Source organism: Cellulomonas sp. PhB143 (assembly GCF_003752595.1).
In the GTDB taxonomy this organism is placed as follows: Bacteria; Actinomycetota; Actinomycetes; order Actinomycetales; family Cellulomonadaceae; genus Paraoerskovia.
This window is the reverse complement of sequence record NZ_RKIJ01000010.1, coordinates 36,300-60,940: the sequence shown is the minus strand read 5'-3', so window position 1 is coordinate 60,940 and position 24,641 is coordinate 36,300. Positions and strand designations below refer to the sequence as shown.

22 protein-coding genes and 1 tRNA gene are annotated in these 24,641 nt (G+C 74.1%); 10 read left to right on the top strand and 13 right to left on the bottom strand.

Annotated elements, in window-relative coordinates; translation table 11 throughout:
- Positions 1–16: 16 nt before the first annotated feature.
- From EDF32_RS04335 to eda, 4 genes are all read right to left on the bottom strand, one after another.
- On the bottom strand, positions 17–301 hold the full coding sequence (locus tag EDF32_RS04335) for a DUF3175 domain-containing protein (RefSeq protein ID WP_123307633.1): 285 nt from the start codon (positions 299–301) through the stop codon (positions 17–19).
- A 132-nt stretch (positions 302–433) separates the two neighbouring features.
- Positions 434–1,396, bottom strand: a complete 963-nt coding sequence (locus tag EDF32_RS04330; RefSeq protein ID WP_123307313.1) for a bile acid:sodium symporter family protein — start codon at positions 1,394–1,396, stop codon at positions 434–436.
- A 37-nt stretch (positions 1,397–1,433) separates the two neighbouring features.
- The gene (locus EDF32_RS04325) at positions 1,434–1,661 is read right to left on the bottom strand and encodes a hypothetical protein (protein WP_123307312.1); all 228 of its coding nucleotides are present in this window, start codon (positions 1,659–1,661) and stop codon (positions 1,434–1,436) included.
- Positions 1,658–2,371: a bifunctional 4-hydroxy-2-oxoglutarate aldolase/2-dehydro-3-deoxy-phosphogluconate aldolase gene (gene eda, locus EDF32_RS04320; RefSeq protein ID WP_123307311.1), complete on the bottom strand. Its 714-nt coding sequence runs from the start codon at positions 2,369–2,371 to the stop codon at positions 1,658–1,660. The genes EDF32_RS04325 and eda overlap by 4 nt, the downstream gene beginning before the upstream one ends.
- Positions 2,372–2,514: 143 nt before the next feature.
- Here eda and EDF32_RS04315 point away from each other — a divergent pair, with 143 nt between their 5' ends.
- Positions 2,515–2,904 carry a universal stress protein gene (locus EDF32_RS04315; RefSeq protein WP_123307310.1) on the top strand — a complete coding sequence of 130 codons (390 nt, stop codon included), beginning with the start codon at positions 2,515–2,517 and terminating at the stop codon, positions 2,902–2,904.
- A gap of 46 nt (positions 2,905–2,950) precedes the next feature.
- On the opposite strand, the gene EDF32_RS04310 is transcribed toward EDF32_RS04315, so the two are convergent.
- Positions 2,951–3,961, bottom strand: coding sequence for a LacI family DNA-binding transcriptional regulator (locus EDF32_RS04310; protein ID WP_233565699.1), 1,011 nt, complete (start codon positions 3,959–3,961; stop codon positions 2,951–2,953).
- A gap of 221 nt (positions 3,962–4,182) precedes the next feature.
- Here EDF32_RS04310 and EDF32_RS04305 point away from each other — a divergent pair, with 221 nt between their 5' ends.
- Genes EDF32_RS04305 through EDF32_RS04290 form a run of 4 tightly spaced genes read left to right on the top strand, consistent with a single transcriptional unit; the run spans position 4,183 to position 9,767 of the window.
- Entirely contained in the window at positions 4,183–5,514 is a 1,332-nt protein-coding gene (locus EDF32_RS04305; RefSeq protein ID WP_123307308.1) for an extracellular solute-binding protein, read from the top strand.
- Entirely contained in the window at positions 5,514–6,407 is an 894-nt protein-coding gene (locus EDF32_RS04300) for a carbohydrate ABC transporter permease (protein WP_123307307.1), read from the top strand. Before EDF32_RS04305 ends, EDF32_RS04300 begins: the two co-directional genes overlap by 1 nt.
- The gene (locus tag EDF32_RS04295) at positions 6,404–7,348 is read left to right on the top strand and encodes a carbohydrate ABC transporter permease (RefSeq protein WP_233565698.1); all 945 of its coding nucleotides are present in this window, start codon (positions 6,404–6,406) and stop codon (positions 7,346–7,348) included. Before EDF32_RS04300 ends, EDF32_RS04295 begins: the two co-directional genes overlap by 4 nt.
- Positions 7,349–7,394: 46 nt before the next feature.
- The gene (locus tag EDF32_RS04290) at positions 7,395–9,767 is read left to right on the top strand and encodes a glycoside hydrolase family 3 N-terminal domain-containing protein (protein WP_123307306.1); all 2,373 of its coding nucleotides are present in this window, start codon (positions 7,395–7,397) and stop codon (positions 9,765–9,767) included.
- 36 nt (positions 9,768–9,803) lie between these two features.
- Here EDF32_RS04290 and EDF32_RS04285 read toward each other — a convergent pair whose 3' ends face one another.
- Positions 9,804–10,736, bottom strand: a complete 933-nt coding sequence (locus EDF32_RS04285) for a VOC family protein (protein ID WP_123307305.1) — start codon at positions 10,734–10,736, stop codon at positions 9,804–9,806.
- Between the two features lie 108 nt (positions 10,737–10,844).
- Between EDF32_RS04285 and moaA the strand changes: the two genes are divergently transcribed.
- Together moaA and EDF32_RS04275 are read left to right on the top strand one after the other, a co-directional pair.
- Positions 10,845–11,924: a GTP 3',8-cyclase MoaA gene (moaA, locus tag EDF32_RS04280; RefSeq protein WP_199734818.1), complete on the top strand. Its 1,080-nt coding sequence runs from the start codon at positions 10,845–10,847 to the stop codon at positions 11,922–11,924.
- A gap of 55 nt (positions 11,925–11,979) precedes the next feature.
- Entirely contained in the window at positions 11,980–12,669 is a 690-nt protein-coding gene (locus tag EDF32_RS04275; protein ID WP_123307304.1) for a vitamin K epoxide reductase family protein, read from the top strand.
- 30 nt (positions 12,670–12,699) lie between these two features.
- On the opposite strand, the gene EDF32_RS04270 is transcribed toward EDF32_RS04275, so the two are convergent.
- Both EDF32_RS04270 and glp read right to left on the bottom strand, forming a co-directional pair.
- A complete protein-coding gene (locus EDF32_RS04270) occupies positions 12,700–13,155 on the bottom strand; it encodes a molybdenum cofactor biosynthesis protein MoaE (RefSeq protein WP_233565697.1) in 456 nt (151 codons plus the stop codon).
- Complete coding sequence (glp, locus tag EDF32_RS04265) at positions 13,152–14,378, bottom strand: gephyrin-like molybdotransferase Glp (protein ID WP_123307303.1); 1,227 nt, start codon at positions 14,376–14,378, stop codon at positions 13,152–13,154. The genes EDF32_RS04270 and glp overlap by 4 nt, the downstream gene beginning before the upstream one ends.
- Positions 14,379–14,468: 90 nt before the next feature.
- Between glp and nhaA the strand changes: the two genes are divergently transcribed.
- A complete protein-coding gene (nhaA, locus tag EDF32_RS04260; RefSeq protein ID WP_233565696.1) occupies positions 14,469–15,860 on the top strand; it encodes a Na+/H+ antiporter NhaA in 1,392 nt (463 codons plus the stop codon).
- Here the strand turns inward: nhaA and EDF32_RS04255 are convergent.
- From EDF32_RS04255 to EDF32_RS04240, 4 genes are all read right to left on the bottom strand, one after another.
- A complete protein-coding gene (locus EDF32_RS04255) occupies positions 15,848–16,414 on the bottom strand; it encodes a DsbA family protein (RefSeq protein WP_123307302.1) in 567 nt (188 codons plus the stop codon). The genes nhaA and EDF32_RS04255 overlap by 13 nt on opposite strands.
- A 21-nt stretch (positions 16,415–16,435) precedes the next feature.
- Complete coding sequence (locus EDF32_RS04250) at positions 16,436–17,554, bottom strand: DUF2235 domain-containing protein (protein ID WP_123307301.1); 1,119 nt, start codon at positions 17,552–17,554, stop codon at positions 16,436–16,438.
- 179 nt (positions 17,555–17,733) lie between these two features.
- Positions 17,734–17,807: transfer RNA gene (locus EDF32_RS04245), tRNA-Met, on the bottom strand.
- Positions 17,808–17,893: 86 nt separating this feature from the next.
- Complete coding sequence (locus EDF32_RS04240; RefSeq protein ID WP_233565695.1) at positions 17,894–20,947, bottom strand: UPF0182 family protein; 3,054 nt, start codon at positions 20,945–20,947, stop codon at positions 17,894–17,896.
- A gap of 193 nt (positions 20,948–21,140) precedes the next feature.
- Between EDF32_RS04240 and EDF32_RS04235 the strand changes: the two genes are divergently transcribed.
- A complete protein-coding gene (locus EDF32_RS04235; protein ID WP_233565694.1) occupies positions 21,141–21,758 on the top strand; it encodes a PPA1309 family protein in 618 nt (205 codons plus the stop codon).
- 17 nt (positions 21,759–21,775) lie between these two features.
- Here the strand turns inward: EDF32_RS04235 and EDF32_RS04230 are convergent, their stop codons facing one another.
- The gene (locus EDF32_RS04230) at positions 21,776–22,948 is read right to left on the bottom strand and encodes a PDZ domain-containing protein (RefSeq protein WP_233565693.1); all 1,173 of its coding nucleotides are present in this window, start codon (positions 22,946–22,948) and stop codon (positions 21,776–21,778) included.
- 151 nt (positions 22,949–23,099) lie between these two features.
- On the opposite strand from EDF32_RS04230, the gene EDF32_RS04225 reads away from it, so the two are divergent.
- A complete protein-coding gene (locus EDF32_RS04225; RefSeq protein ID WP_123307299.1) occupies positions 23,100–24,641 on the top strand; it encodes a zinc-dependent metalloprotease in 1,542 nt (513 codons plus the stop codon).

The following is a 24,641-nucleotide window of genomic DNA, read 5'->3' as shown; positions in this document are numbered from 1 at the left end:
AGAGTGCCCGACGGCGTCAGTCGCGCCCGTAGAGGCGGCGCAGCTCCTGCTTCGCCTCGTCGAGCACGTCGCGCCGCTCGGCGGGCAGCTGGTCGCCCGCGCGGTTCATGTAGAACGTGAGCATCGACATCGCCGAGGCGTACGGGGAGCTCTTGCGCCGGTCGCTCGATTCCGCGGAGCGCTGCAGCGACCGCGCGATCTCCGCGGGGTCGTCGAGCGTGAACACGCCGTCGTCGAGGTCTAGCGAGTCGCTGCCCTCGGTCACGTCCTGGGACCAGCGGTCCTTCTTCGAGGCTGCCATGCCACGACGGTAGGACGACGGCGCCCGCTCGACCACCGCCGAGCGCGTCATCTGTCGGTCGAAACGGCCGATCCGGCCGACCGATGACGCGCTCGGCGGTGGGGCGGGGCGGTGGGGCGGTCGACGCGGAGCTCACTCCGTGCGCAGCGCCAGACGCCGCGCGAGCACCGCGCAGACCACGAGCTGCAGCTGGTGGAAGACGATCAGCGGCACCGCGACCGTCCCGGCCTCCGCCACCGGGAACAGCACCGCCGCCATCGGCAGCCCCGTCGCGAGCGACTTCTTCGAGCCGCACATGAGCAGCGCGACCCGGTCCGGGAGCCCCAGCCGCAGCGCCCTGCCCCCGAACCACGTGCTGCACAGCATGATCGCGAGCACCACCCCGCACACGGCCAGCAGCCCGACGAGCGCCCAGCCCGTCACCTGCGACCACGCGCCCTCGGCCGACGCGGCGGACACCGAGGAGAACACCACGAGCAGGATCGAGCCCCGGTCCACGACCATGGAGATCCAGCGCCGGGCCCGGATCCACTCCCCGACGAACGGCTGGAGCAGCTGCCCGACGACGAACGGCAGCAGCAGGTGCAGGAGCACGTCGCCGACCGCGCCGAACCCACCGGCCGACCCTGAGGCCGACATCAGCCACAGCACGAGCAGCGGCGTGAGCACCATGCCGAGGAGGTTCGAGATCGTGGCGCCGCAGATCGCCCCGGCGACGTTCCCCCGCGCCACCGCGGTGAACGCGACGGACGACTGGACCGTCGACGGCAGCAGCGACACGAACAGGACCCCGGTGGCCAGCGCCGAGCCGATCAGCGGTGTCACGGCGAGCGAGACCACGAGCCCGACGACGGGGAACACCACCCACGTGGCGGCGAGGATCCCGCCCTGGAGGCGCACGTTGCGCAGCCCGGCCCAGACCTCGCGCGTGGACAGCCGGGCGCCGTAGACGAGGAACAGCAGGAAGACCGCGACGTCGGCCGCCCCGTCCACGACGCCCCGGGCGGCGTCCGGCACCGGCACGACGAGTCCGAGCAGCAGCGCCAGCAGGATGCCGACGACGAACGGGTCGACCCAGCGGCGCACCTGACGCACGTGCTCTCCTCGCTCTCGGGTCCCGACCCCGCGCAGTCTAGGCGCGCCCCGCTCCGCGCAGCTCGAGCGCGAGCTGGGCACGCAGCACGAGCGCGTCGCGCCGGGCCCGCTCCGACCCGCGGCCCTCTCCCCCGAACGCGGCGTCGAGCACCGCAGCCGCGCGGCGCGGCTCGCCCGCCGCCCGCAGCGCGCGGGCGTGCGCGACGGCGAGCGTCAGGTCGAGCGGGGAGGGCCGGGACGCAGGCGACGTGTCGTCGCCGCTCACGACCAGTCGTCGTCGGCGGACCCGACCGTGCCCGCGTCGCCGTCGGGGTGCGGGAGGGGCCGCATCGCCATGACGCGCTCGGCGACGTCGACCGCGTCCCGGCTGCGCCGCGAGATCTCGTCCCAGTTCTCGCCGTGCACGAGGGCCGGGTCGACCATCCAGTCCGCACCCACCGCAACCACGCGCTCGAGCATGAGGTAGTCGCCCATGTCGCGGGCGTCGATCCCGCCCGTGGGCAGGAAGGACAGCCCGGGGAACGGCTGGGACAGCGCCTCGACGGCGGCGGGGCCGCCGAGCGTGGCGGCCGGGAACAGCTTGACGGTCTCGATCCCCAGCTCGATCGCCCGCATGATGTCCGACGGCGTCGCGACGCCCGGCACGATCGCCACGCCGCGCTCGCGCGCCCGGGCGACGACGGCCTCGGACAGGCCGGGCGAGACGACGAACCGGGCGCCGGCCTCCACGACCTCGTCGACCTGGTCGGGCCGCACCACCGTCCCGGCGCCGACGAGCACCTCCGGGTAGTCCTCGGCGACGGCCGCGATCGCGGCGACGGCTCCGGGTACGCGCAGCGTCATCTCGGCCACGGGCAGGCGCCCGTGCAGGAGCGCGGAGGCGACGTTCAGCCCCTGGTCGGCGCCGCCGGCGACGACGACGGGCACGATGCGCGAGCGCGTCACCGCGGCGAGGAAGTCCTGCTGTGCGGACACGGTCCACCCTTTCCGGCGTCGTCGCTCGACCCGTGCGCACCCTAGCCGACCTGTCAGACTCCGGCTCGGCCCGAGCGGAGCGAGAGTCTGACAAGTCCGGTGTGAGAAGGTGACCGGAGCACCGAGACGAGGGAGACCGTGCGATGACCGTGCTGGTGGCGTACAACGACTCACCGCAGGGCGAGGCCGCGCTGCGGCGGGCGGTCGACGAGGCCCGGCGGCGGCGGACGACGCTGGCGGTGCTCGGCCTCGACCCGCAGGACCCCGCGGAGCCGGCCCCCGCGACCCTGGCCGCCGTCCTCGCCGAGGTCGCCGCGGACGGCGACGTCGAGGCGGGTCCGGTCACCTACCGCGACCCGGCGACCGACCCCGCGGACGCGATCCTCGACGCGGCGGACGACCCCGCGGTCGAGCTCGTCGTCCTCGGCTCGCGCAAGCGCTCGCCCGTGAGCAAGTTCCTGCTCGGCTCGACGACGCAGCGCGTCCTGCTGGACACCTTCGCGCCGGTGCTGGTGGTCAAGGCCGCCTCCTGAGGCAGGGCCGCGCCAGACCACCGCACCCCGCCGCCGCCCGCCCGTCTCAGACGCGGGGCGGCGCCGTCGACCCCCGCACCACGAGGCTCGTCGCGAGCTCGATCTTGCGGGCCGACGTCGGGTCGTTGCGCCGCAGGTCCAGCACGATGCGCGTCGCCTCGCGCGCCATCTGCGCGAGCGGCTGGCGCACGGTGGTCAGCTGGGGCGAGACCCACTCGCACAGCTCCACGTCGTCGAACCCGACGACGGAGAGGTCCTCCGGCACCCGCAGCCCGCGGGCCCGCGCGGCCTCGTAGACCCCGTAGGCCTGCTGGTCGGACCCGGCGAAGATGGCGGTCGGCGGCGTCCGCAGGGACAGCAGGTGCTCGGCCTGCGCCCGCCCCCCGGAGACCTGGAAGTCGCCATAGCGCACGAGCGGGTCCGGCACCGGGACCCCGGCCCGCAGCATCGCGGTGCGGAACCCGTCGAGGCGGTCCTGGGAGCACTGCAGCGACTCCGGCCCCGTGATGATGCCGATCCGCCGGTGCCCGAGCGCGAGCAGGTGCTCGGTCGCGGAGATCCCGCCCGCCCAGTTCGACGCCGCGACGGTCGGCATCTCCTCGCTCGCCGCGGCCCGGTCCGTGGTGCCCACGGGGTCCACGAGCACGAACGGCGTGTTCAGCCGGTGCAGCTCGTCCTCGATGTCCTCCTGCAGCTGGGAGACGACGAGCACGATCCCGTCGGTGCGCCGCGCGACGATGTGGCGCAGCCAGTGCTGGTTGCCGAAGCGCCGCCCGTGCGTGGCGGTGACGACGAGCCCGACGCCGGCCCGCGCCGCCTCGCGCTCGGCCCCGCGCACCAGCTCGTTGGCCCACAGCGAGTTCAGGTCGCGGATGACGAAGTCGACGAGGCCCACGCTCTGGCGCCGCTCGGCCCCGCGGCGGCGGTACCCGTGCTCGTCGAGGAGCGCCTGGACGCGCTCCCGGGTCTCGTCGGAGACTCCCTGGCGACCGTTGAGCACCTTCGAGACGGTGGGGACCGAGACCCCGGCGAGGTCCGCGACGCGGGCGATGGTCACGCGTCCCGCGTCGCGGCCTGTCTCCGAGCTGACGAGCGACGTCATCGTTCGCCCTACCTTTCCGCCGACGATCCCGATACTTTCGCTGCAACCTATCGCACTCGGCCTCGATGCGTTGACCCGGTTTCCCGTCGACCCGTACGTTTCTGAGACGAAGACCGGACGGAAAGTTTCGGCTCGCGATCACAGGAGATCGCGGATTCTCTCGACGAGGAGACGACATGCGCACCCCACTCTTTCGCGGCCGGCGCCGCGCGCTCGCGACCGTCGCCACCGCCGGCGCGCTCGCGCTCGCACTGACCGCCTGCGGGTCCTCCGGCCCGTCCGACACCTCCGCGGACGGCGGCGACCGCGGCAGCAGCACCGGCGACATCTGGGTCATCACCGACGCCAGTCTCAACCCCGTCCAGGAGAAGTCGGCCGAGACCTTCGCCACGAGCGGCGACGTGACCTTCACGGTGAGCAACTACGCGAACGACCCGTACAAGCAGAAGCTGCAGACCGCCATCGGCTCCCCCAACCAGCCGGACATCTTCTACAACTGGGGCGGCGGCAACCTCAAGCAGTACGTCGACGCCGGGCAGGTCGCCGACCTGACGTCCGCGGTCGACGGCGACGCCGACTTCAAGAGCAAGCTCATCCCGTCGGTCCTGGACGTCGGCACCATCGACGGCAAGATCTACGGCCTGCCGATGCAGGGCGTGCAGCCCGTCATGATGTACGGCAACGACGACGTCCTGAAGAAGGCCGGCGTCGACGGCATGCCCGCCACCTGGGACGACCTGCTCGCCGACGTCAAGGCGCTCAAGGCCTCCGGGGTCACCCCGATCGCGCTCGCGGGCTCGCAGTCGTGGACCGAGCTCATGTGGCTCGAGTACCTGCTCGACCGCGTCGGCGGGTCCGACAAGTTCGCCGCCATCGCCGCGGGCGACGACGGCGCATGGTCCGACCCCGCCGTCATCGAGTCCCTGACGATGATCCAGCAGCTCGTCGACGCCGGAGCCTTCGGCACCAACTACTCGGCCGTCGGCTACGACGACCAGGGCACGCAGGCCCTCATCGCCGGCGGCAAGGCCGGCCTCGAGCTCATGGGCTCGTGGGAGGTCTCCGCGCTGAACGCCTCGTTCCCCGACTTCGCCAAGTCCGACTCGCTCGTCTGGGGCACCTTCCCGACCGTGGACGGCGGCAAGGGCGACCCGAGCGCCGTCGTCGGCAACCCCTCGAACTTCTACTCCGTCACCGACGGCTCGAAGGTCAAGGACGGCGCGACGCAGTACCTGCTCGACACGCTCACCAGCGACGAGTACGTCGACGGCCTGCTCAGCATCGGCCAGGTCCCGGCCATCACCGGGCTGGAGGAGAAGGTCAAGACCGGCGACTTCGCGCACTTCAACGCCTTCACCTACCAGATCGTCAACGACTCGTCGTCCTTCACGCAGTCGTGGGACCAGGCGCTCGACGCGGCCACGGCCCAGACGATGCTCACCAACCTGCAGAAGGTCTTCCTCGGTCAGATGGAGCCGCAGGAGTTCGCCGACGCGATGGCGAAGTGATGGCTCGCACCACCGTCGGCACGGGACGGCCCGGAGCACTCTGGGCCGTCCCGGCGCTCGGGTTCTTCGGGCTGTTCGCCCTGCTGCCCATGGCGATCGTCGTCTACCTGTCCTTCACGCAGTGGTCCGGCATCGGCTCGCCGGTCTTCACCGGGACGGACAACTGGACGAAGCTCGCGCACGACACGCAGCTCATGCCCTCGCTCCGCCTGACGATCGGGCTGACGATCGTCTCGTGGCTCCTGCAGACCGCGATCTGCCTGCCCCTGGGCGTGTGGCTCGCCCACCACGGGCGCGGGCGGGCGGTCCTCGCGGCCGTGTTCTTCGTCCCGCTCCTCATGTCCTCGGCCGCCATCGCGATCCTCTGGGGCGGCCTGCTCGACCCGAACTTCGGGCTGGCGAGCGTCGTCGGCCCGCTGATCGGGGTGCCGGACGGCAACTTCATCGGTGACCCCGACCTGGTGTTCTGGGTCGTCGTGGCCGTCGTCGCCTGGCAGTTCGTCCCCTTCCACGTGCTCCTGTACCAGGGTGCGACGCGGCAGGTCCCGGGCTCGCTGTACGAGGCGGCCCGGATCGACGGCGCCGGCCGGTTCCGTCAGTTCACCGCGATCACCGTGCCGCAGCTCAAGCACACGATCATCACGTCGTCGGTCCTCATGCTCGTCGGGTCGATGACGTACTTCGAGATCATCCTGATCCTCACCGGCGGCGGGCCCGGCACCGCGACCCGCGTCCTGCCGCTGCACATGTACATCGAGGGCTTCCAGTCGTTCGACATGGGCTACGCGAGCGTGCTCGCCGTGCTCCTCCTGGTGCTCGGCACCGCGCTGTCGCTCTTCGTCACGCGCGCGACCGGGTTCCACCGGATGGACAGCCAGAAGGAGGGACTGTGAGCACCACGACCAGCTCCGACGCGCGCGCCCGGGCCGGGCGCGCCGGGACCGGCGGCGGGACGGGCACCGGCGGGGCCGCGGGCACCGGGGACGGGCGCCCCCGCCAGCGGCTGCGGCGCGAGCGCCGCGAGGCGCCCGCGCCCGTGGGCTGGATCGGCGCCATGGTGTGGTTCGTCATCGTCGCCGTCCCGCTCTACTTCCTGATCACGACGTCGCTGCGCACCTCGAGCGAGTACCTGCTGTCCGGGCCGATGTCGGTCCCGAAGGACCTCTCCTTCGCGAGCTACCGGCTCGTGCTGGAGTCGGGCTTCGGGCTGCTGCTCCTCAACACGGCGATCGTGACCGTGGCGACGGTCGCCATCGTGCTCGCGCTCTCGCTCCCGGCCGCCTACGCCATCGTGCGCTCGCGCAGCCGGTTCGTGCGGCGCACGTTCTCGGTGGTGCTGCTCGGCCTGGCGATCCCCGCGCAGGCGACGATCATCCCGATCTACCTGATGATCACTCAGCTGCACATGTACGACACGCTGCTCGCGATCGTGCTGCCGACCGCGGCGTTCGCCATCCCGCTGTCGATCCTCGTGCTCACCGCGAGCCTGCGCGACGTGCCGGGCGAGCTGTACGAGGCGATGAACGTCGACGGCGCCTCGCCGGCCCGGACGTTCTGGACCCTCGCGCTGCCGCTCTCCCGGGGCGGCATCACCACCGTCGGCATCTACACGGCGATGGGAGCATGGAACGGCTTCATCTTCCCGCTGGTGCTGACGCAGTCCGAGAGCGTGCGTGTGCTCACCCTCGGCCTGTGGACGTTCCAGAGCCAGTACGGCGTGAACGTGCCCGCGATCACCGCGGCCGTGACGCTGTCGCTCCTGCCCCTGCTCGCCCTCTACCTGATCGGACGCCGCCAGCTGCTCTCGGGGCTCACCGCCGGCTTCGGCAAGTGACACCCGGGGCGGCCGGCCGGCCGTCACGACCACGGACAGGACCTCCATGAACACCACCGTCACCACCGACGACGTCGCGGCGCCGTCCCGCCGCCCGACGCCGCCGGGCACCCCGTCGGCCGCCGAGCGCACCAGGGCGCGCGAGCGCGCCGCGGAGCTGCTCGGGCGCATGACCCTCGAGGAGAAGGTCGCCCAGATCGTCGGGGTCTGGGTCGACCAGGGCGGCGAGGGCGTGGCCCCCATGCAGGGCGAGATGGCCGGCGAGGTCCGCACGGACGACGATGGGCTGCGCGACTTCGCGCGGCACGGCCTCGGCCAGATCACCCGGGCCTACGGCACCCGCCCGGTGGAGCCGGCCGAGCGGCGCCGGTGGCTGCAGGAGATGCAGCGGTGGCTCGTCACGCGCACCCGCCTCGGCATCCCCGCCCTCGCGCACGAGGAGTGCCTCACGGGCCTGGCGGCGTGGAAGGCGACGACCTTCCCGACCCCGCTGGCGTGGGGGGCGGCGTGGGCGCCGGAGGTCGTGGAGCGCATGGGCGCGGCGATCGGCACGACGATGCGCTCGCTGGGCGTGCACCAGGGTCTCGCCCCGGTGCTCGACGTGATCCGCGACGCCCGCTGGGGGCGCGTCGAGGAGTGCATCAGCGAGGACCCGCTCGCCGTGGGGACGATCGGGACGGCGTACGTGCGCGGCCTGCAGTCGGCCGGCATCGTCGCCACGCTCAAGCACTTCGTCGGGTACTCGGCCTCCCGGGCCGGGCGCAACCTCGCGCCGGTCCACGCCGGGCCGCGCGAGCTGCTGGACACGCTGCTGGTCCCCTTCGAGATCGCCGTCGTCGACGGCGGCGTGCGCTCGGTGATGCCGTCCTACGCCGAGATCGACGGGCTGCCCGTCGCGGCGGACCCCCGGCTCCTCACGGACCTGCTGCGCGAGCGGTGGGGCTTCGAGGGGACCGTGGTCGCCGACTACTTCGAGGTCGCCTTCCTGCAGCACCTGCACGGGGTCGCGGCCGACCTGGGCGACGCGGCGGGCCAGGCGCTGGCCGCCGGCATCGACGTCGAGCTCCCCACGGGCAACGCCTACCTCGCCCCCCTCGTCGAGCGGGTGCGCTCGGGCGCGGTGGACGAGGCGCTCGTCGACCGCGCCGTCCTGCGGCACCTGGCCCAGAAGGCCGAGCTGGGCCTCCTGGACGAGACGTTCGACGGCCCGCTCGACGACGGCGTCGACCTCGACCCGGCCGCGCACCGCGCGATCGCGCGCGAGCTCGCCGAGGCGTCCGTCGTGCTCGTGACGAACGACGGCACCCTGCCGCTCTCCGGACCCGGCCGCACGCCGCCGGCGCGGGTGGCCGTCGTCGGGCCCAACGCGGACCGCGCCCAGGCGATGTTCGGCTGCTACTCCTTCACCAACCACGTGCTCGGCCAGCACCCCGGCACGCCGCTCGGGATCGAGGTCGCCACGCTCCGCGAGGCCCTCGGCGCCGAGCTGGGCGCGCCGCTCGCGTTCGCCCGCGGCTGCGCGGTGGACGACGACGACCGGTCGGGCATCGCCGAGGCCGTCGCCGTCGCGCGGGACGCCGAGACCGCCGTGGTCGTCGTCGGCGACCAGGCCGGCCTGTTCGGCCGCGGGACCGTCGGCGAGGGCTGCGACCGCGACAGCCTGGAGCTGCCGGGCGTGCAGCGCGAGCTCGTCGAGGCGGTGCTGGAGACCGGGACCCCGGTCGTGCTGGTGCTGCTCACCGGGCGCCCCTACGCGGTGGACTGGGCGGTCGGGCGCTGCGCCGCCGTCGTCCAGGCGTTCTTCCCGGGCGAGGAGGGCGCCGGGGCCGTGGCGGGCGTGCTGAGCGGGCGCGTGAACCCCTCGGGCCGCATGCCGGTCAGCCTGCCGCGATCCTCGGGCGCCCAGCCGTACTCCTACCTGCACCCGGTCCTCGGCGGCCCGGGCGAGGTCTCCAACCTGGAGAACCTGCCCGTCGTCCCGTTCGGCCACGGCCTGTCCTACACGAGCTTCGTGCACGAGGACCTCGTGGTCGAGGACGGCCCGACGACGTCGGGCGGCTTCCGCGCGAGCGTCACCGTCCGCAACACCGGCGACCGGGCAGGCGACGACGTCGTCCAGCTCTACGCCCGCGACACGGTCGCGTCCGTCACCCGCCCGACGGCGCAGCTCGTGGCGTTCTCCCGCGTCGCCCTCGCCCCGGGCGGGTCGGCGCGGGTGACCTTCCGCGTGCCGGCGGCGCGACTGGCGCTCGCGGACCGCGACCTCGTGCGCGTCGTCGAGCCCGGCGACGTCGAGCTCTGGGTCGGGCCGTCCTGCACGACGAAGGAGGCGACGGCGTCGCTCGTCCTCGCCGGCGAGGTGCACCGCCTCACGGTCGAGGACGCGCGGCTGCCCGAGGTCGAGGTCGAGCGCGGCTGAGCGGCTGAGCGGCCGGCCGGCCGGCCGGCCGGCCGGTCAGGCGGCCGCGCGGACCTCGACGAGCGTGCCCCACGGGTCGTCGAACCGCAGGCTCGCGCCGTCGTGCCGGCCGGTGAGCCCCGCGTGGGCGAGCCGGTCGGCGAGCGCCGCGACGTCGTCGGGCGCCGGCACGGTGATCGAGACCTGACCGAGCCCGAGGCTCGCCGCCCGCGGCCCGGCGCCGCGGCTGTTCCAGGTGTTCATCGCGAGGTGGTGGTGGTAGCCGCCCGCGGAGACGAACAGCGCGCCGGGCACGCGGGCGGTCTCCGCGAAGCCGAGGACGCCGACGTAGAACTCGCGGGCGACCGCCACGTCGCCGACCTGCAGGTGCACGTGCCCGACGCCGGCACCCGAGCCGGTGGCCGGGCGCCGCCCCGGAGACCGGGGCTCGGGCGCGAGGTGCTCGGGAGCGAGGTGCTCGTCGAGGAAGGCGCGCGGGTCCAGGTGCCGGGTGTCCATCGCGACGCGGCCGCCGTCCCAGCGCCACGTGTCCCGCGGTCGGTCGACGTAGAGCTCGACGCCGTTGCCCTCGGGGTCGGTGAAGTAGAAGGCCTGCGAGACGAGGTGGTCGGCGCTGCCGACGAAGGTGCCCGGCGCGAGCCCGGCGAGCCCGGCGACGGAGCCGGCGAGGCCCGCGGCGTCGTCGAACAGCAGCGCCGTGTGGAACAGGCCTGCCTGCCCGGCAGGCGCCGGCGGCAGGTCCGGCTCGTGGCGCAGCACGACGAGCGGGCGCCCGCCGCGGCCCAGCGCGACCGTCGCGGCGCGGGGGTCGGCAGCCGCGGCGGCCGCCTCCGGTCCCAGGGCGGGCGCGTCGTCCAGCACGTCCAGCCCGATGCCGTCGCGGTAGTAGCTGGTCGTCGCGTCGAGGTCGCGCACGTGCAGCGTCACCGCGTCCATCCGTGTGCTGTCGGCGATCCGGTCGGTGCTCATGCGTGCTCCTGGCTCTGCGGGCGTGCGCGGGTATGCGCTGTTGAACCTTCAACCAGACGCTCGCCCGGACCATTCCGGACCGGCGCCCGCGCGGGTAGCATCGCGACCGTGGCCGTCGTTCTCGGGATCCCCAGCGTGCGCCCCGCGCCGGGGCGGGCGCCGTCGACGGCCGGGCGCCCGGACACCGACGCGCTCGTCGACCGGTTCGGCCGCGTCGCCCGCGACCTGCGCATCTCGGTGACCGAGAAGTGCTCGCTGCGCTGCACCTACTGCATGCCGGCGGAGGGCCTGCCCGCCGTCGCGCGCGAGGACCTGCTGACGCCTGCGGAGATCGGCCGCCTCGTGCGCCTCGCCGCACAGCGGTTCGGCGTCACCGACGTCCGCCTCACCGGCGGCGAGCCCCTGGTCCGCCCGGAGATCGTCCAGATCGTCGCCGCCTGCCGTGCCGCGGCCCCCGGCGCGTCGCTCTCGATGACGACCAACGCCATCGGCCTCGACCGGAAGGTCGGCGCGCTGCTCGCCGCGGGCCTGGACCGGGTCAACATCTCTCTCGACAGCGTGGACCGGGCCCACTTCGCCGAGCTCACACGGCGCGACCGGCTGCCGGCCGTGCTGCGCGGCGTCCGGGCCGCGCTCGCCGCGGGGCTCGCCCCCGTCAAGCTCAACGCCGTGCTCATGCCCGAGACGCTGCGCGGCGCGCGCGACCTGCTCGCGTTCGCCGTCGCGCACGGCTGCCACCTGCGGTTCATCGAGCAGATGCCGCTGGACGCCGACCAGCGCTGGGCCCGCGAGCACATGGTCACCGCCGAGACGCTGCTCGCCGAGCTCGGGCGGGACTTCCGCCTCGCCCCCCTGCAGCGCGACGACCCGGCCTCCCCCGCGGAGGAGTGGCTGGTCGACGACGGCCCCCAGACGGTGGGCGTCATCGCCTCCGTGACCCGCTCGTTCTGCGGCGCGTGCGACCGCACCCGGCTCACGGCCGAGGGGACGGTGCGCGCCTGCCTGTTCGGCGACCAGGAGACCGACCTGCGCGCCCTGCTCCGCTCGGGGGCGGACGACGACGCGCTCGCGGCCGCCTGGCAGGTCGCCATGTGGGCCAAGCCGTGGGCCCACGGGTTCGACGACGGCGCGCCCGACCCCGAGACCTTCGCCCCGACCCTGCGCTCCATGGGAGCGATCGGGGGCTGACGCTATGCTCGGGGCGCTCGCCCCACCCCACCGGACGACCACGACTGCCGAGGCCATGACCGACGACACCACCGCTGCGCGTCCCGCGGCCCGCGAGGACCTCGACGACCTCGACCTCGGACCGGCCGCCGCGCGTCCCGACCGGCCCGCCGGGTTCTTCCACTCCCGGGCGTGGCTGTTCGGCGAGATGCTCGTGGGCGCGATCGTCTCGCTCGTCGCCTCGTTCGTGCTCTCGGTCGACGCGATCGAGCTGGCCACGAACCCCGGCACGGTCCTGTCCTGCGACATCAACGCGATCGTCTCCTGCGGCACCGTGGGCTCCGCGCCGCAGTCGGCGCTGTTCGGCTTCCCCAACTCGTTCCTGGGCCTGGTCTCCGAACCGGTGGTCATCACCCTCGCCGTGCTGGGGCTGTCCCGGATCCGGTTCCCGCGGTGGTTCCTGGTCGCCGCGCAGAGCGTCTACCTGCTGGGCGTGATCTTCGCCTACTGGCTGCTGTACCAGTCGATGTTCGTCATCGGGGCGCTGTGCCCGTGGTGCCTGTCGGTCACCGCCGCCACCACGCTGGTCTTCCTCTCGATGCTGCACTGGAACATCCTCGAGGGGACCGTGCCGTGGCCCCGGCGGGTGCAGTCCGTGGCGATGACGGTGGTCCGGTCGGGCGCCTACGGCTACCTCACCGCGACGTGGTTCGTGCTCCTCGCCGCCGCGATCCTGCTCAAGTACGGCTCGGCGCTCTTCGCCTGACGCCGGGCACCTGCCGGGCCGGCCGCCCGGTCAGAGCCCGACCCACTCCGACGGACCGTCGGTGAAGTGCTGGCGCTTCCAGATGGGCACCTCCGCCTTGATGCGCTCGACGAGCAGCGAGCAGGCCTCGAACGCCTCGCGGCGGTGGCCCGCGGACGCCGCCGCCACGAGCGCCACGTCGCCCACCGTCAGCGCGCCGTAGCGGTGCACCGCAGCGACCCGCAGCCCCGTCTCGGCCGTGACCGCCGCGCAGCACGCGCGCAGCACCGCGGTCGCGTCGGGGTGCGCCTCATAGTCCAGGTCGCGCACCGGGCGGCCGTCGTCCACGTCGCGCACCACCCCGCGGAAGGTCACGACGGCCCCGCACTCGGGCGCGGAGACGGCGTGCTCGACGGCGCGGGCCACCGCGTCGTCGAGCACGTCCTGCGTCACCCGGCTCACCTCGTCCTCGCCCACCTGGTCCTCGCTCACCTGGTCCTCGCTCACAGCGGCCACACCTCCACCTCGTCGCCCGCGGCGAGCTCCGTCGTCCCGGGGGGCACGTCGATCAGCACGTCGGCCCGCGCCATGGACGCCACCAGGTGCGAGCCCGGTCCGCCGACGACGCGCACGCTCCCCCCGGGCCCGAGCGCTCCCCGCAGCAGCTGGCGCCGCCCGGCGGGCGAGGTCGTGCCGCTCTGCAGCCGGCGGCGCTCGTGCCGCTCGCCGGAGCGTGCCGCGCGGCCCGCGCCCGCCTCGATCAGCTCCCGGAGGAACACCACGAACGAGACCTGCGCGCTGACCGGGTTGCCGGGGAACGCCAGCAGCGGCGTGCCGCGGTGCCGGCCGAGCCCCTGCGGGCCGCCCGGCTGCATCGCGACCGACCGGAACTCGACCGTCGACGTGCCCGCGAGCACGTCCTTGACCACCTCGTACGCTCCCTGGCTCACCCCGCCCGACGTCACCACGAGGTCGGCCACGAGGGCCGCGTCCGCGAGCGCCGCCGCGAGCGCGTCCGCGTCGTCGCCGCAGCGCGCCTCGAGGGCCACCGTCCCGCCGGCGCGGCGCACGGCCGCGGCGAGCGCCGGGCCGTTCGCGTCGTAGACCTGCCCTGGCCCGAGCGCCTCGCCCGGCGCGACGATCTCGCTCCCGGTCGAGACGACCGCGACCCGCAGCGGGACGACCACCTCGACCTGGGCGAGCCCGCACGCCGCGACGGCGGCGACCTGCGCGGGTCCCATCTCGGTCCCCGCGGGCAGGACGACGTCCCCGGCGGCGACGTCGCTCGCCGCCTCGCGCACGAACGCTCCGGCCGCGACCGCGTCGAGCACATCGACCTGCGCCGGGCGCTCGCCCGCCGTGAACCTCCCGAGCGTGGTCGCCTCGACGGGGACGACGGCGTCGGCCCCCGCGGGCACGGGCGCGCCGGTCATGATCCGGGCGGCCGTGCCGGGCGCCAGCGGCGCGGGCTCGCCGGACCCGGCCGGGACCTCCGCGACGACGGCGAGGCGCGCCCCACCGTCGGGCACGTCGGCCGCGCGCACCGCGAAGCCGTCCATCTGGGAGTTGCGGAAGGCGGGGACCGCGACGGGGGCGACGACGTCCGCCCCCAGCACGCGGTCGAGCGCCTCGGCGAGGGGCACGCGCTGCACGGGCCGCTGCGCGACGAGCGGGGCCAGGAGCGCAGCGACGTCGGCGCGGTGCTGATCGACGGGCACGGGTCGGTTCACGGGCCCACGGTAGCCCGCACGCGACCCGCTCCCCCGCCGGGACCGACGGCTGCCGTTGCGCTCCGCGCCCCGGGCCGCGACCGTTGACCCGTGACCGACGCACCGCCACCGAGGCCCGGACCCCCGCTGCGCCTCGCACGCCGGCCGGTGGCACCGCAGATGCTGCGCTTCCTGCGCACCGAGGCCGGCAGCGCCGTCCTGCTCCTCGCGGCGGCGGTGGTCGCCGTGGTGTGGGCGAGCTCGCCCTGGGCGGGCGCCTACCGGACGCTGTGGGAGACGCCGGCGGGCGTCACCGTCGGCGGGCGTGGCCTGACGATGGACCTGCAGGCCTGGGTCGACGAGGCCCTCATGGCGGTCTTCTTCTGCGTCATCGGGCTCGAGATCAACCGCGAGCTGACGACGGGCGAGCTGCGCAACCGGCGCACCGCCGCGGTCCCTGCACTGGGGGCGCTCGGCGGCCTCGTCGTCCCCGCGCTCGTCTTCCTGGCGATCGCGGGCCGCTCGGACGGCGCGAACGGCTGGGGCATCCCGATGTCGACGGACACGGCGTTCGTCGTGGGCGTCCTCGCCCTGTTCGGGCCCCGCTGCCCGGACCAGCTGCGCCTGTTCCTGCTCACCCTCGCGGTGGTCGACGACATCGGCGCGATCGCCGTGATGGCCGTCTTCTACACCGACCACGTGTCCCTGCCGTGGCTGGCGGTCTCGGCCGCGCTCGTCGCGGTCCTGGTCGGCCTGCGGGTGCTGGGCGAGTGGCGCCTGACGCCCTACGTGCTGACCGGCCTCGCGCTGTGGGGCGCCGTGCACGCCTCGGGCGTGCACGCGACGCTCGCCGGGGTCGTGTTCGGCCTCCTGGTCCCGGCCGGGCTCGCCCGCCGGGAGGACGTCGAGCGCGTGCCCCACTACGCCCGTTCGCTCTCGCGCGACGCGACCGCCGAGAGCGAGCACCTCACGGAGCTCGCCGCCCGGGCCGCCGTGCCGGCCGCGGAGCGCCTGCAGCGCGTGCTGCACCCGTGGAGCGCGTACGTCGTCGTCCCGCTGTTCGGCCTCGCGAACGCCGGGATCGACCTCACGGGAGGGTCGCTCGGCGAGGTCGCCTCGTCTCCGGTCACCGTGGGCGTCGTCGTCGCGCTCGTGGCCGGCAAGACCGTCGGCGTGTTCGGGGCGTCGGCGCTCGCGCTGCTCAGCGGCGTCGGCGAGCTGCCGGGCCGCGTGCGCTACACGCACCTGCTCGGCGGCTCGCTGCTGACGGGGATCGGGTTCACCATCTCGCTGTTCATCACCGGCCTCGCTTTCGACGATCCCGCGCTGGTCGAGCAGGCGAAGGTCGGCGTGCTCACCGCGTCGGTCCTCGCGGCCGTCCTCGGGTCGGTGACGCTGCGCTTCTTCGGGGAGCGCTCGCCCCTGTGCACGCCCGACGACGACGGACCGCCCGCCGCGCTGCCGCCGCGGCCCTGGGTCGCGCCGGAGGCTCAGCCCCGCTGACGTGCGCGCGCCGCGTCCACCGCCGCGCGGACGCTCGCCCGCGTGATCCGCCCGGTCAGGCGCGCACCGTCCACGAAGACCGTGGGCGTGCCCTCGACCCCCGCCGCCACGGCGTCCGCGTAGTCCCGCTCGACGACGTCGCCGAACCGCTGCGCGGCCTGCCCGACCACCGCGGCGCCGTCGAGCCCGTCGACGCCGAGCGACGCGGCGACCCGGGCCAGGCCGGCGTCGGTGAGGTCGTCCTGGTGCGCGAAGAGCGCGTCGTGCATCGCCCAGAAGGCCCCCGCCTGCGCGGCCGCCTCGGCGGCCAGGGCCGCCGTCAGCGCGTGCGGGTGCACCGCGAACAGCGGGAAGTGGCGGAACACCAGGCGCACCTGCCCGCCCGACGACGCCACGGCGTCGCGCAGCACGGGCGCGGCGTCGCGGCAGTACGGGCACTCGAGGTCGCCGAACTCGACGATCGTCACCGCCGCGCCGGGCTCGCCGAGCACGTGCGCGCCCGCCGGCACGAGGCCCGCGGCGTCCCGGGCGGCGTCCGGGGTCGAAGGGCTCATGCGCTCAGGCTCCCACGCGCCTCACAGCACCACGAGCCGGCGCTCGTCGTGCTCGGCGAACGCGATCGGCTCGACGGCGCCGCCGAAGTCCTCGCCGGCGCGCTCGCGCCACCAGCCGATGTTCCGCGCGAACGCGCCGTAGTCCCCCGCGCCCGGTCCGCTCAGCCGCACGGCGGTCGAGGAGATCCGCACGCCGTCCCCGGGGCTCGTCGGCTCGAGCACCCGCCGGTCGCCCCGGAACCCCGGGTGCCGGCGCAGCCGGCGCCACAGGTTGATCGCCGCGTACAGCGGCCCGGGCGCGCACCGCAGCTGGAACAGCGGCTCGTCGTCGAGCTGGGCGTCCAGCCGCTCGGGGTCGACCACGAGCCCGAGCGCGCGCGCCTCCTCGAGCATCCACCGCAGCGTCACGTCCGAGAGCGCCTGGTGCTGCGTGCCGCCGCCGACGTCGCTGTGCGCGCCCGGGAACCAGACCTGCTTGACGCGACCGGGCGCGGCGCCGTCGGGCACCTCCCACAGGCAGGGTGCGAACTTCAGCCGGCGGTCGTCGATCGAGAGCGCCTGCCGGGCGCAGCGCACGTCGTCGGACAGGCGCACGTCGTGGAAGCGGCTGCGACGGCTCGTGACGCCGGGGACGCCCAGCTCCCCGACGGTGTCGAAGACGCCGAGCATCGCGACCGGGAGGGTCCGGTAGGCGAACTCGTCGCGGAACGCCTGCCGCTCGGCCGCGTTCGCGTCGCTGCGCGCCCGGTAGAGGCGCTCGGCGTCGCGCAGCCGGTTCTGCAGGACCGCCCCGGGCCGCAGCAGCCCGACGGCGGCGGTCATCCCGACGATCGAGCGCGCCGTGTACGCGCCGCGGCTGAAGCCGAAGACGTAGACCTCGTCGCCCGGCTCGTAGTTGAGGGCCAGGACCCGGTAGCCGTCGACGACGTGCTGGGTGAGGCCGTAGCCGAACGCGCCGCCCAGCAGCCTGTCGACGGTATAGCCGCCGGCGCCGACGCCGCCGACCGTGAAGACCACCTGCTCCACGCCGTCGGGCATCACCCCCGTGTCGACGGCCCGGGCGATCTTCTCGACGTTCGACACGCTCTCGCGCACCGGCGAGTTCCACGTGCCGTCGCAGCACAGCACCAGCCGCTTCATGTCGTCCTCCGTGCTCCCCCGCGGCCGTGGCCCGCAGGCCTCGGTGCCGGCAGATCGAACGGTCACCCGGAGGGAGGGCTCCTCGGCGGCGCCTGATACACCCGGCACTCCCGCGGCACGGTCCGGGAACGACGAAGGCCCGGACCGTATGGTCCGGGCCTTCGTGCTACTTCCCTGAGTAGCGGGGGCAGGATTTGAACCTGCGACCTCTGGGTTATGAGCCCAGCGAGCTACCGAGCTGCTCCACCCCGCGTCGGTAAGCACCACTCTACGCGGCGACGGGCCCCAGGCCAAATCGCCTGGGGCCCGTGGGGCATGACGCCCGTCACACCCCGCGGATCAGGAGCCCTCGACCGCGTCCTGCGCGGCCACCGCGCGCTTGATCGCGTCGTCCAGCGCGTCCTGCGCCTTGCCGTACGCGGCGAAGTCGCCGTCGGCGAGCGCCGCGTTCCCGTCGTCGAGCGCCTCCTGCATGTCGGCGAGCGCCTTGTCGAGGTCGGCCGACGGGTCGTCGCTCGTCCCGCCCGTGCCGGAGGACGGCTCGGCCGAGGGCTCGGCGGAGGGCTCTGCGGTGGCCGTGTCCGTCGGCGTGGGGGTCGGGGTCACGTCGCCGCCCTCGCCGTCCACGGGCGCGTCGGGGACCTCGGAGTCGGTGCTGCCGCCGGCGTCGCCGGCGTCCGCGCCCGAGTCGCCGCCGAACACCTGGTCCAGCGCCTCGTCGAGCGTGTCCGCGAAGCCGACGTCGTCGCCGAACGAGACCAGGACCTTGCGCAGCAGCGGGATCTTCACGTCACCCGTGGACTGGATGTACACGGGCTGCACGTACAGCAGGCCGCCACCGACCGGGAGGGTGAGCAGGTTGCCCTTGATGACGTCCGAGTTGCCGCGCGAGAGGATGTTGATCTCGTTGGCGACGGTCGGGTCGGTGTCGAAGGTGTTCTGCACCTGCCCGGGGCCCGGCACCGTCGAGTTCCTCGGCAGCTCCAGGAGCCGGAGCTTGCCGTAGTCGGGCGACTTCTTGCCCTTCTCGTTGCCCGCCTCGGCGTCGACGGCGAGGAACCCGGTGAGGATCTCGCGGTCGGTGTTGCCACCCGGGATGAAGCTCGACGTGAGCGAGAAGGTCGGCTCCTTCTGGTCGGGCATCTGCAGGGTCAGGTAGTACGGCGGCTGCAGCGGCTTGTTCTGGCCGTCCACCGTGGGGTCGGCCGGGTTGCGCCAGTAGTCCTGGCCGGAGAAGAAGTCCGACGCGTCGGTCACGTGGTACTTCGTGAGCAGCTCGCGCTGGACCTTGAAGAGGTCCTCCGGGTAGCGCAGGTGGTTCATCAGGTCCGCGCTGATGTCGGACATCGGCTTGATCGAGGACGGGAAGACCTTCTCCCACGCCTTGAGCATCGGGTCGTCCGGCTCCCACGAGTACAGGTCCACCGAGCCGTCGTACGCGTCCACGGTCGCCTTGACCGAGTTGCGCATGTAGTTGACCTCCTCGGGGGCGATCGCCTGGATCGACGCCGAGGTCCCGGTGAGCGAGTCGGCGGTGGCCTCGTCGATGGCGCGCTGCGCGGAGTACGGGTAGGCGTCCGTCGTCGTGTAGCCCTCGACGATGTACTTGACGCGACCGTCGACGACGGCCGGGTACACGCGCCCGTCGAGCGTCAGGTACGGCGCGACCTTCTGCACGCGCTCGCGCGGGCTGCGGTCGTAGAGGATCTGCGACTTGTCCGTGACGCGGTCGGAGAACAGGATCTGCTCGGAGCCGAACTTCAGCGCGTACAGCATCTTGTTGAGGAAGCTGCCGACGCTCGGCCCGGCGACCGTGCCGTCCGTGCCGAACGTGTTGTTGACCTGCCCGCCCGCGTCGTCGTCCGGGTAGTCGAGCTCCCAGGGCTTCGTGTCCTCGGGCGCGCCGACGATCGAGTAGTCCGTCGCCTGCGGGCTGAAGTAGATCCGCGGCTCGTAGCCGTCGCCCAGGTCCGTGAGCGCGCCCTCGGCGGGGATGTCCCCCTCGAAGAAGGCGGGGCGCCCCTCGGGACCGGTCTGGTTGCCGTACGCCGCGACCACGCCGAACCCGTGCGTGAACACGGTGTGGTCGTTGACCCAGTTGCGCTGGTCCTGGCCCAGCCCGTCGAGGAAGAGCTCGCGCACCGCGATGACGGTGTCCTCGCTCTGGCCCTCGAGCGTGTAGCGGTCGACCGACAGCGTGGGCTCGAAGTTGTAGTACTGCTTGTTCTGCTGCAGCTGGCGGAACGTGGGGCTGACGATCTGCGGGTCGAGCAGGCGGATCGAGGCCGTGGTCTGGGCGTCGGCACGCAGCGCGCCGGCCTCCGCCTGGGTCTTCGCGTCGTAGGGCTCGGCCTCCACCTTGTCCAGCCCGAACGCCTTGGTGGTGGCGTCGATGTTGCGCTGGATGTACGGCGCCTCGAACTCCTGGGCGTTCGGGTTGACCTGGAAGCGCTGGACGACGGCGGGGTAGATCCCGCCGATCGCGATCGCCGAGACCACCATCAGGCCCACGCCGATGGTCGGCAGGCGCCAGTTCCCGCGGAACGCGGCGACGACGAACAGCACCGCCACGCCGATCGCCACGATGGCGAGGATCGTCTTGGCGGGGATCACCGCGTTGACGTCCGCGTACGAGGCGCCGTCGAACTTCTGGTTCGTGTCCGTCATCAGCGAGTAGCGGTCGAGCCAGTACCCGAGCGCGATGACCACGAGGAGGACGGCACCGGTGATCGCCAGCTGCACGCGCGCCGCCTGCGTCATCCCGGCGCGGCTCCCGCTCTGCCCGCCGATCCGCAGCCCGCCGTACAGGTACTGCGTGATGACCGCGCCGATCGCGGCGACGATCACGACCGCCAGGAGGAAGCCGGAGAGGAACTTCAGCAGCGGGAGCGTGAAGACGAAGAACGAGACGTCCATGCCGAACTGCGGGTCCTTGGTCCCGAACGACGCCTGGTTGAACGCGAGCAGCACCGTCTGCCACTGCGACGCCGCGGCGGTCCCCGCGAAGAAGCCCACGAGGATCGGCGCGCCCCAGGTGACGACCTTGCGCAGCGGCTCGACGGCCTCGCGGTACTGGTCGAGGGTCGCCTGCTCCGGCGTCGACGGCGCGTAGATCGGCCGCGTGCGGTATGCGACCGACAGCGAGGCGAACAGCGCGCCGCCCATCAGGACGAAGCCCACGACGAACAGCGCCGCCCGCGTCCCCCACTCCGTCCACAGCACCTGCTGGAAGCCCAGCTGAGTGAACCAGAGGACCTCGGTCCAGAACTGGGCGAGCAGGAGCAGCACGACGACGAGGACCGCCACCACCACCAGCGCCAGGATCAGCGGGTTCCTCCGTCGCGACGGCGGCGGGCCGTCCGGGGCCTTGCGGGGTGCTGCGGAGAATGTCACGGGTACCTCTTCGTTGGGTCCTGCGTCGACGACGACCGGGTCCGGGAGTGCGACGGTGCTGGCACGTCCAGCAGCCCGACAAGTTTCCCACACACGACCTTCTCGTGGGCTGACGTGGCACAGACGTTCACCGGCTCGTGACCTTCGCCCGCGGCCGTGCGCCCGTCGGCACCGCGTCTGGGAGGCTTGACCCATGCCGCACGACGACGACCTCTCCCCCGCCGGTCCCGACAGCCCCCCCGGCGAGCCCTCCGGCGCCCCGGCGCCCGCGACCCTCGCGACCGGCACCGTCGCGCTCGCGGAGGCGGTGCGCGAGATCGAGCAGCACGTGGCGGCCTCCGGGTGGGACGGCCCGCCGCGCCTGTTCGCGCTGGTCGAGACGGAGCGCGCCCTCGCCGACGACCCGTCGCTCGCCGCGCGCCTGCCCGACGACGTCGTCGCCGCCGCGCGGACCGGCTCGGGGCACCTGACCTCCGTCGAGCAGGAGATCGAGGCGACCGACGACGTCGAGGGGCTCCTCGCCCGGGTCGGGTGGCCCGGCGCGGTGCACGGCGCGGCCATCGTCGTCGAGCGCATCGTGCTGCCGCCGGAGGCGGAGCAGGACGTCCCTGCCGACCAGGACGAGGCGCTGGCCTACCTCGCGCAGCACCCCGCCCGCGAGGACGTGCGCATCGCCGCCGGCGTGCTCCGCGACGGGACCAGCTGGTGCGCGCTGCGTTCACGGTCGCACGACGACGACGGTCAGGTCGCGTTCGGGGCGGACCTCGTGCCGGGGCTCGTCGAGGCGCTCGGGGCGACCCTCCAGGACTGATCTGCAGGACCGACCGGTCAGCCGGCCGCGGCGACGTCCTCGCACGACGTGAGGCCGGAGCCCTTGCCCGAGCCGATCGCCGTCATCGCGTCGACCGCCTCGTCGAGGGTGCCGACGGCGGCCACGTGCAGACCGGGCGGGACGTGGCCCACGACCTCGTCGCAGTTGGACTCGGGGGCCAGGAACCATGCGGCCCCGTCGCGCTGGGCACCGTAGAGCTTCTGCCGGATCCCGCCGATCGGCCCGACCACCCCGTCGACGCCCATCGTCCCCGTGCCGGCGATGACCTTGCCGCCGGCCTCGTCGGCGGGCGTGAGCTTGTCGACGATCCCGAGGGCGAACATCGTCCCCGCGCTGGGCCCGCCGATGTCCCCGATCTGGATGTCGACGTCGACCGGCATGTCGAAGTCCGTCCCCAGCAGCACGCCGAGGACGGTCCTGCCGTCGCTCCCGCCGGTCGTGACGGTCACGTCCTTCGCGGCGCCGTCGCGGCGCACGCCCACGACGACGTCGTCGCCCGGCGTGGTGGCGTCCAGGCGGTCGATGAGGTCCTGGTAGGTGACGATCTTCTCGCCGTCCAGGGCGACGATCACGTCGCCCTTCTCCAGGACGCCGTCCGCGCCGCTGTCGGGCACCGTGCCCTGCACCGTCAGGGTGACCGGCACGTCGTAGCCCGCCTCCGTGAGCGCGGCGACCGTCGCGCTCTCCTGGGAGGACACCATGTCGGCCTCGTTGCGCGCCGCGACCTGGTCGGCGGACTCGTCGGGCGGGAACAGCTCCTCCACCGGGTAGACCGAGTCCTTCGCGTCGAGCCACCCGCGCACGACGGCCGGGGCCTGCGCCGGGTAGCCGGGGCCGCCCGAGACCGAGACCGTCGTCAGCCGCAGCTCACCGCTCGCCGGGTAGGTCTTGGCGCCGCTGATGGTGATGAGGTCCTTGCCGTCCTGCGTGCCCAGGGTGTTCTCGGTCGGGCCCGGCGCACGCACCGCGTAGGGAGCCGGCAGCAGCACCATCACCGCGAGCAGGCCGAGCATCACGACGAGCGCGACGCCGAGCGTGGTGGACCGCGGCGTCGGACCGCGCAGGCCGCGGAAGAGGCGCTCGTCCTGCGGCGCGGCGTCGTACCCGGCGTCCCCGGCGTGCTCGCCCGCGGGCTCGGTGCGGTCGCTGCCGCGGTTCTCGGTGCTCACCGCCCCATCATGACCGATCCCGGGACCCACCTCCGCAGCACCCGCCTGCTGCGCCCTGAGCGAACCGACCCCCTCGGCGGGCGTGCGGAGGCCGCGCCCGCACCCCGGATGTGGTTACCGTGACGGGACGCAGCCGACGCGAGGAGCACCGATGAGCAGCCAGACGCCCGACGACGGCACCGGACCCGGCGAGCAGCAGTGGGAGCAGTTCCTGCGCTCGATGCTCGGGGACGACGCCGACGAGGCGATGCGCCAGATGCGCGAGCGCGGCCTCGACCCGCAGGCGCTCGCGCGCGGCGCCGGGGTCGGCGACGACCCGCGCGCCCTCGAGGCGGTCCTCGCCCAGGTCCAGCGGGTGCTGGCGTCCTCGGGCGACTCCCCGGTGAACACGGACGTCGCCCACGACGTCGCCCGCCAGGTCGCCGTCACCGGCGGGGACCCGGTCGTCGTCGCGAGCCAGGCGAAGGCCGCGCGGGACGCGCTGTCCGTCGCGGAGCTCTGGCTCGACGTCGTCACGGACCTGCCACCGGCGGGCGGCGGCGCGAAGGCGTGGAGCCGCTCCGAGTGGGTGGAGGCGACGCTGCCCGCGTGGGGACGGCTCGTCGCGCCCGTCGCCGCCTCCGTCTCCGAGGCGCTCGCCACCGTGCTCGGCGACCAGATGGGCGAGCTGGGCGGTCTCGACGCCGACGCCTCGATCCCTGGTCTCCCGCCGGGCGCGCTGGGCGGCGTGCTCGGGCAGATCGACCCGGCGAGCATGATGCGGCGCATGGGCTCCGCGGTCTTCGGCATGCAGACCGGGCAGGCCGCGGGCACGCTCTCGCGCGAGGTCTTCGGCGCGACCGACGTGGGCGTCCCCCTCCTCGAGGAGGACGTCACCGTGCTCGTGCCGAACAACGTCGAGGCGTTCGCGGAGGGGCTCGACGCGCCCCTCGAGGAGGTACGCCTCTTCCTCGCGCTGCGCGAGGCGGCGCACGCCCGGCTGTTCGCCCACGTCCCGTGGCTGCGCGCGCACCTGCTGGGCCTGGTCGAGGAGTACGCGCGCGGCATCACGATCGACCTGGAGACGCTCGAGGAGCGCGTGCGCTCCATCGACGTGAGCGACACGACCGCGCTGCAGGACGCGCTCAGCGGCAACGTCTTCCGCGGGGAGAACACCGACGAGCAGAAGGCCACGCTCGTGCGGCTCGAGACCACGCTCGCGCTCGTGGAGGGGTGGGTCGACGAGGTCACGGCGACCGCCGCGCTGCCGCACCTGCCGCACGCCGTGCCGCTGCGCGAGATGGTCCGCCGGCGACGCGCGGCCGGCGGTCCCGCCGAGCAGGTCTTCTCGGCGCTCGTCGCGCTGCGGCTGCGCCCCCGCCGCTCCCGCGACGCCGCCGCCCTCTGGGCGCACATCACTGCCGCCTCCGGTCCGGCGGGCCGCGACGCGGTCTGGGACCACCCCGACCTCCTGCCCGGCACCGTCGACCTCGACGACCCCGCCGGCTACGCGCAGCGGGGCGCGACCGCGCGCGCCGAGGAGGCGGACCTCGACAAGGCGCTGGAGGCGATCCTCGCCGGGGACACGGCCGGCATCGACGACGCGGGCAACCAGAGCGGCGGGGCGCCCGGCGACGACCGCGCTGACGGACCTGGCGACGGACTTGCCGACGGCCCTGCCGGCGACGGGCCCGAGGGCCCCGGCGCGCGCTAG

Coding starts and splice junctions, on each gene's coding strand:
- EDF32_RS04315 (WP_123307310.1), top strand. CDS start 2,515: ATGACCGTGCTGGTGGCGTACAACGACTCACCGCAGGGCGAGGCCGCG.
- EDF32_RS04225 (WP_123307299.1), top strand. CDS start 23,100: ATGAGCAGCCAGACGCCCGACGACGGCACCGGACCCGGCGAGCAGCAG.
- EDF32_RS04305 (WP_123307308.1), top strand. CDS start 4,183: ATGCGCACCCCACTCTTTCGCGGCCGGCGCCGCGCGCTCGCGACCGTC.
- EDF32_RS04290 (WP_123307306.1), top strand. CDS start 7,395: ATGAACACCACCGTCACCACCGACGACGTCGCGGCGCCGTCCCGCCGC.
- EDF32_RS04255 (WP_123307302.1), bottom strand. CDS start 16,414: ATGAGCCCTTCGACCCCGGACGCCGCCCGGGACGCCGCGGGCCTCGTG.
- EDF32_RS04235 (WP_233565694.1), top strand. CDS start 21,141: ATGCCGCACGACGACGACCTCTCCCCCGCCGGTCCCGACAGCCCCCCC.
- EDF32_RS04300 (WP_123307307.1), top strand. CDS start 5,514: ATGGCTCGCACCACCGTCGGCACGGGACGGCCCGGAGCACTCTGGGCC.
- EDF32_RS04250 (WP_123307301.1), bottom strand. CDS start 17,554: ATGAAGCGGCTGGTGCTGTGCTGCGACGGCACGTGGAACTCGCCGGTG.
- EDF32_RS04275 (WP_123307304.1), top strand. CDS start 11,980: ATGACCGACGACACCACCGCTGCGCGTCCCGCGGCCCGCGAGGACCTC.
- EDF32_RS04285 (WP_123307305.1), bottom strand. CDS start 10,736: ATGAGCACCGACCGGATCGCCGACAGCACACGGATGGACGCGGTGACG.
- EDF32_RS04335 (WP_123307633.1), bottom strand. CDS start 301: ATGGCAGCCTCGAAGAAGGACCGCTGGTCCCAGGACGTGACCGAGGGC.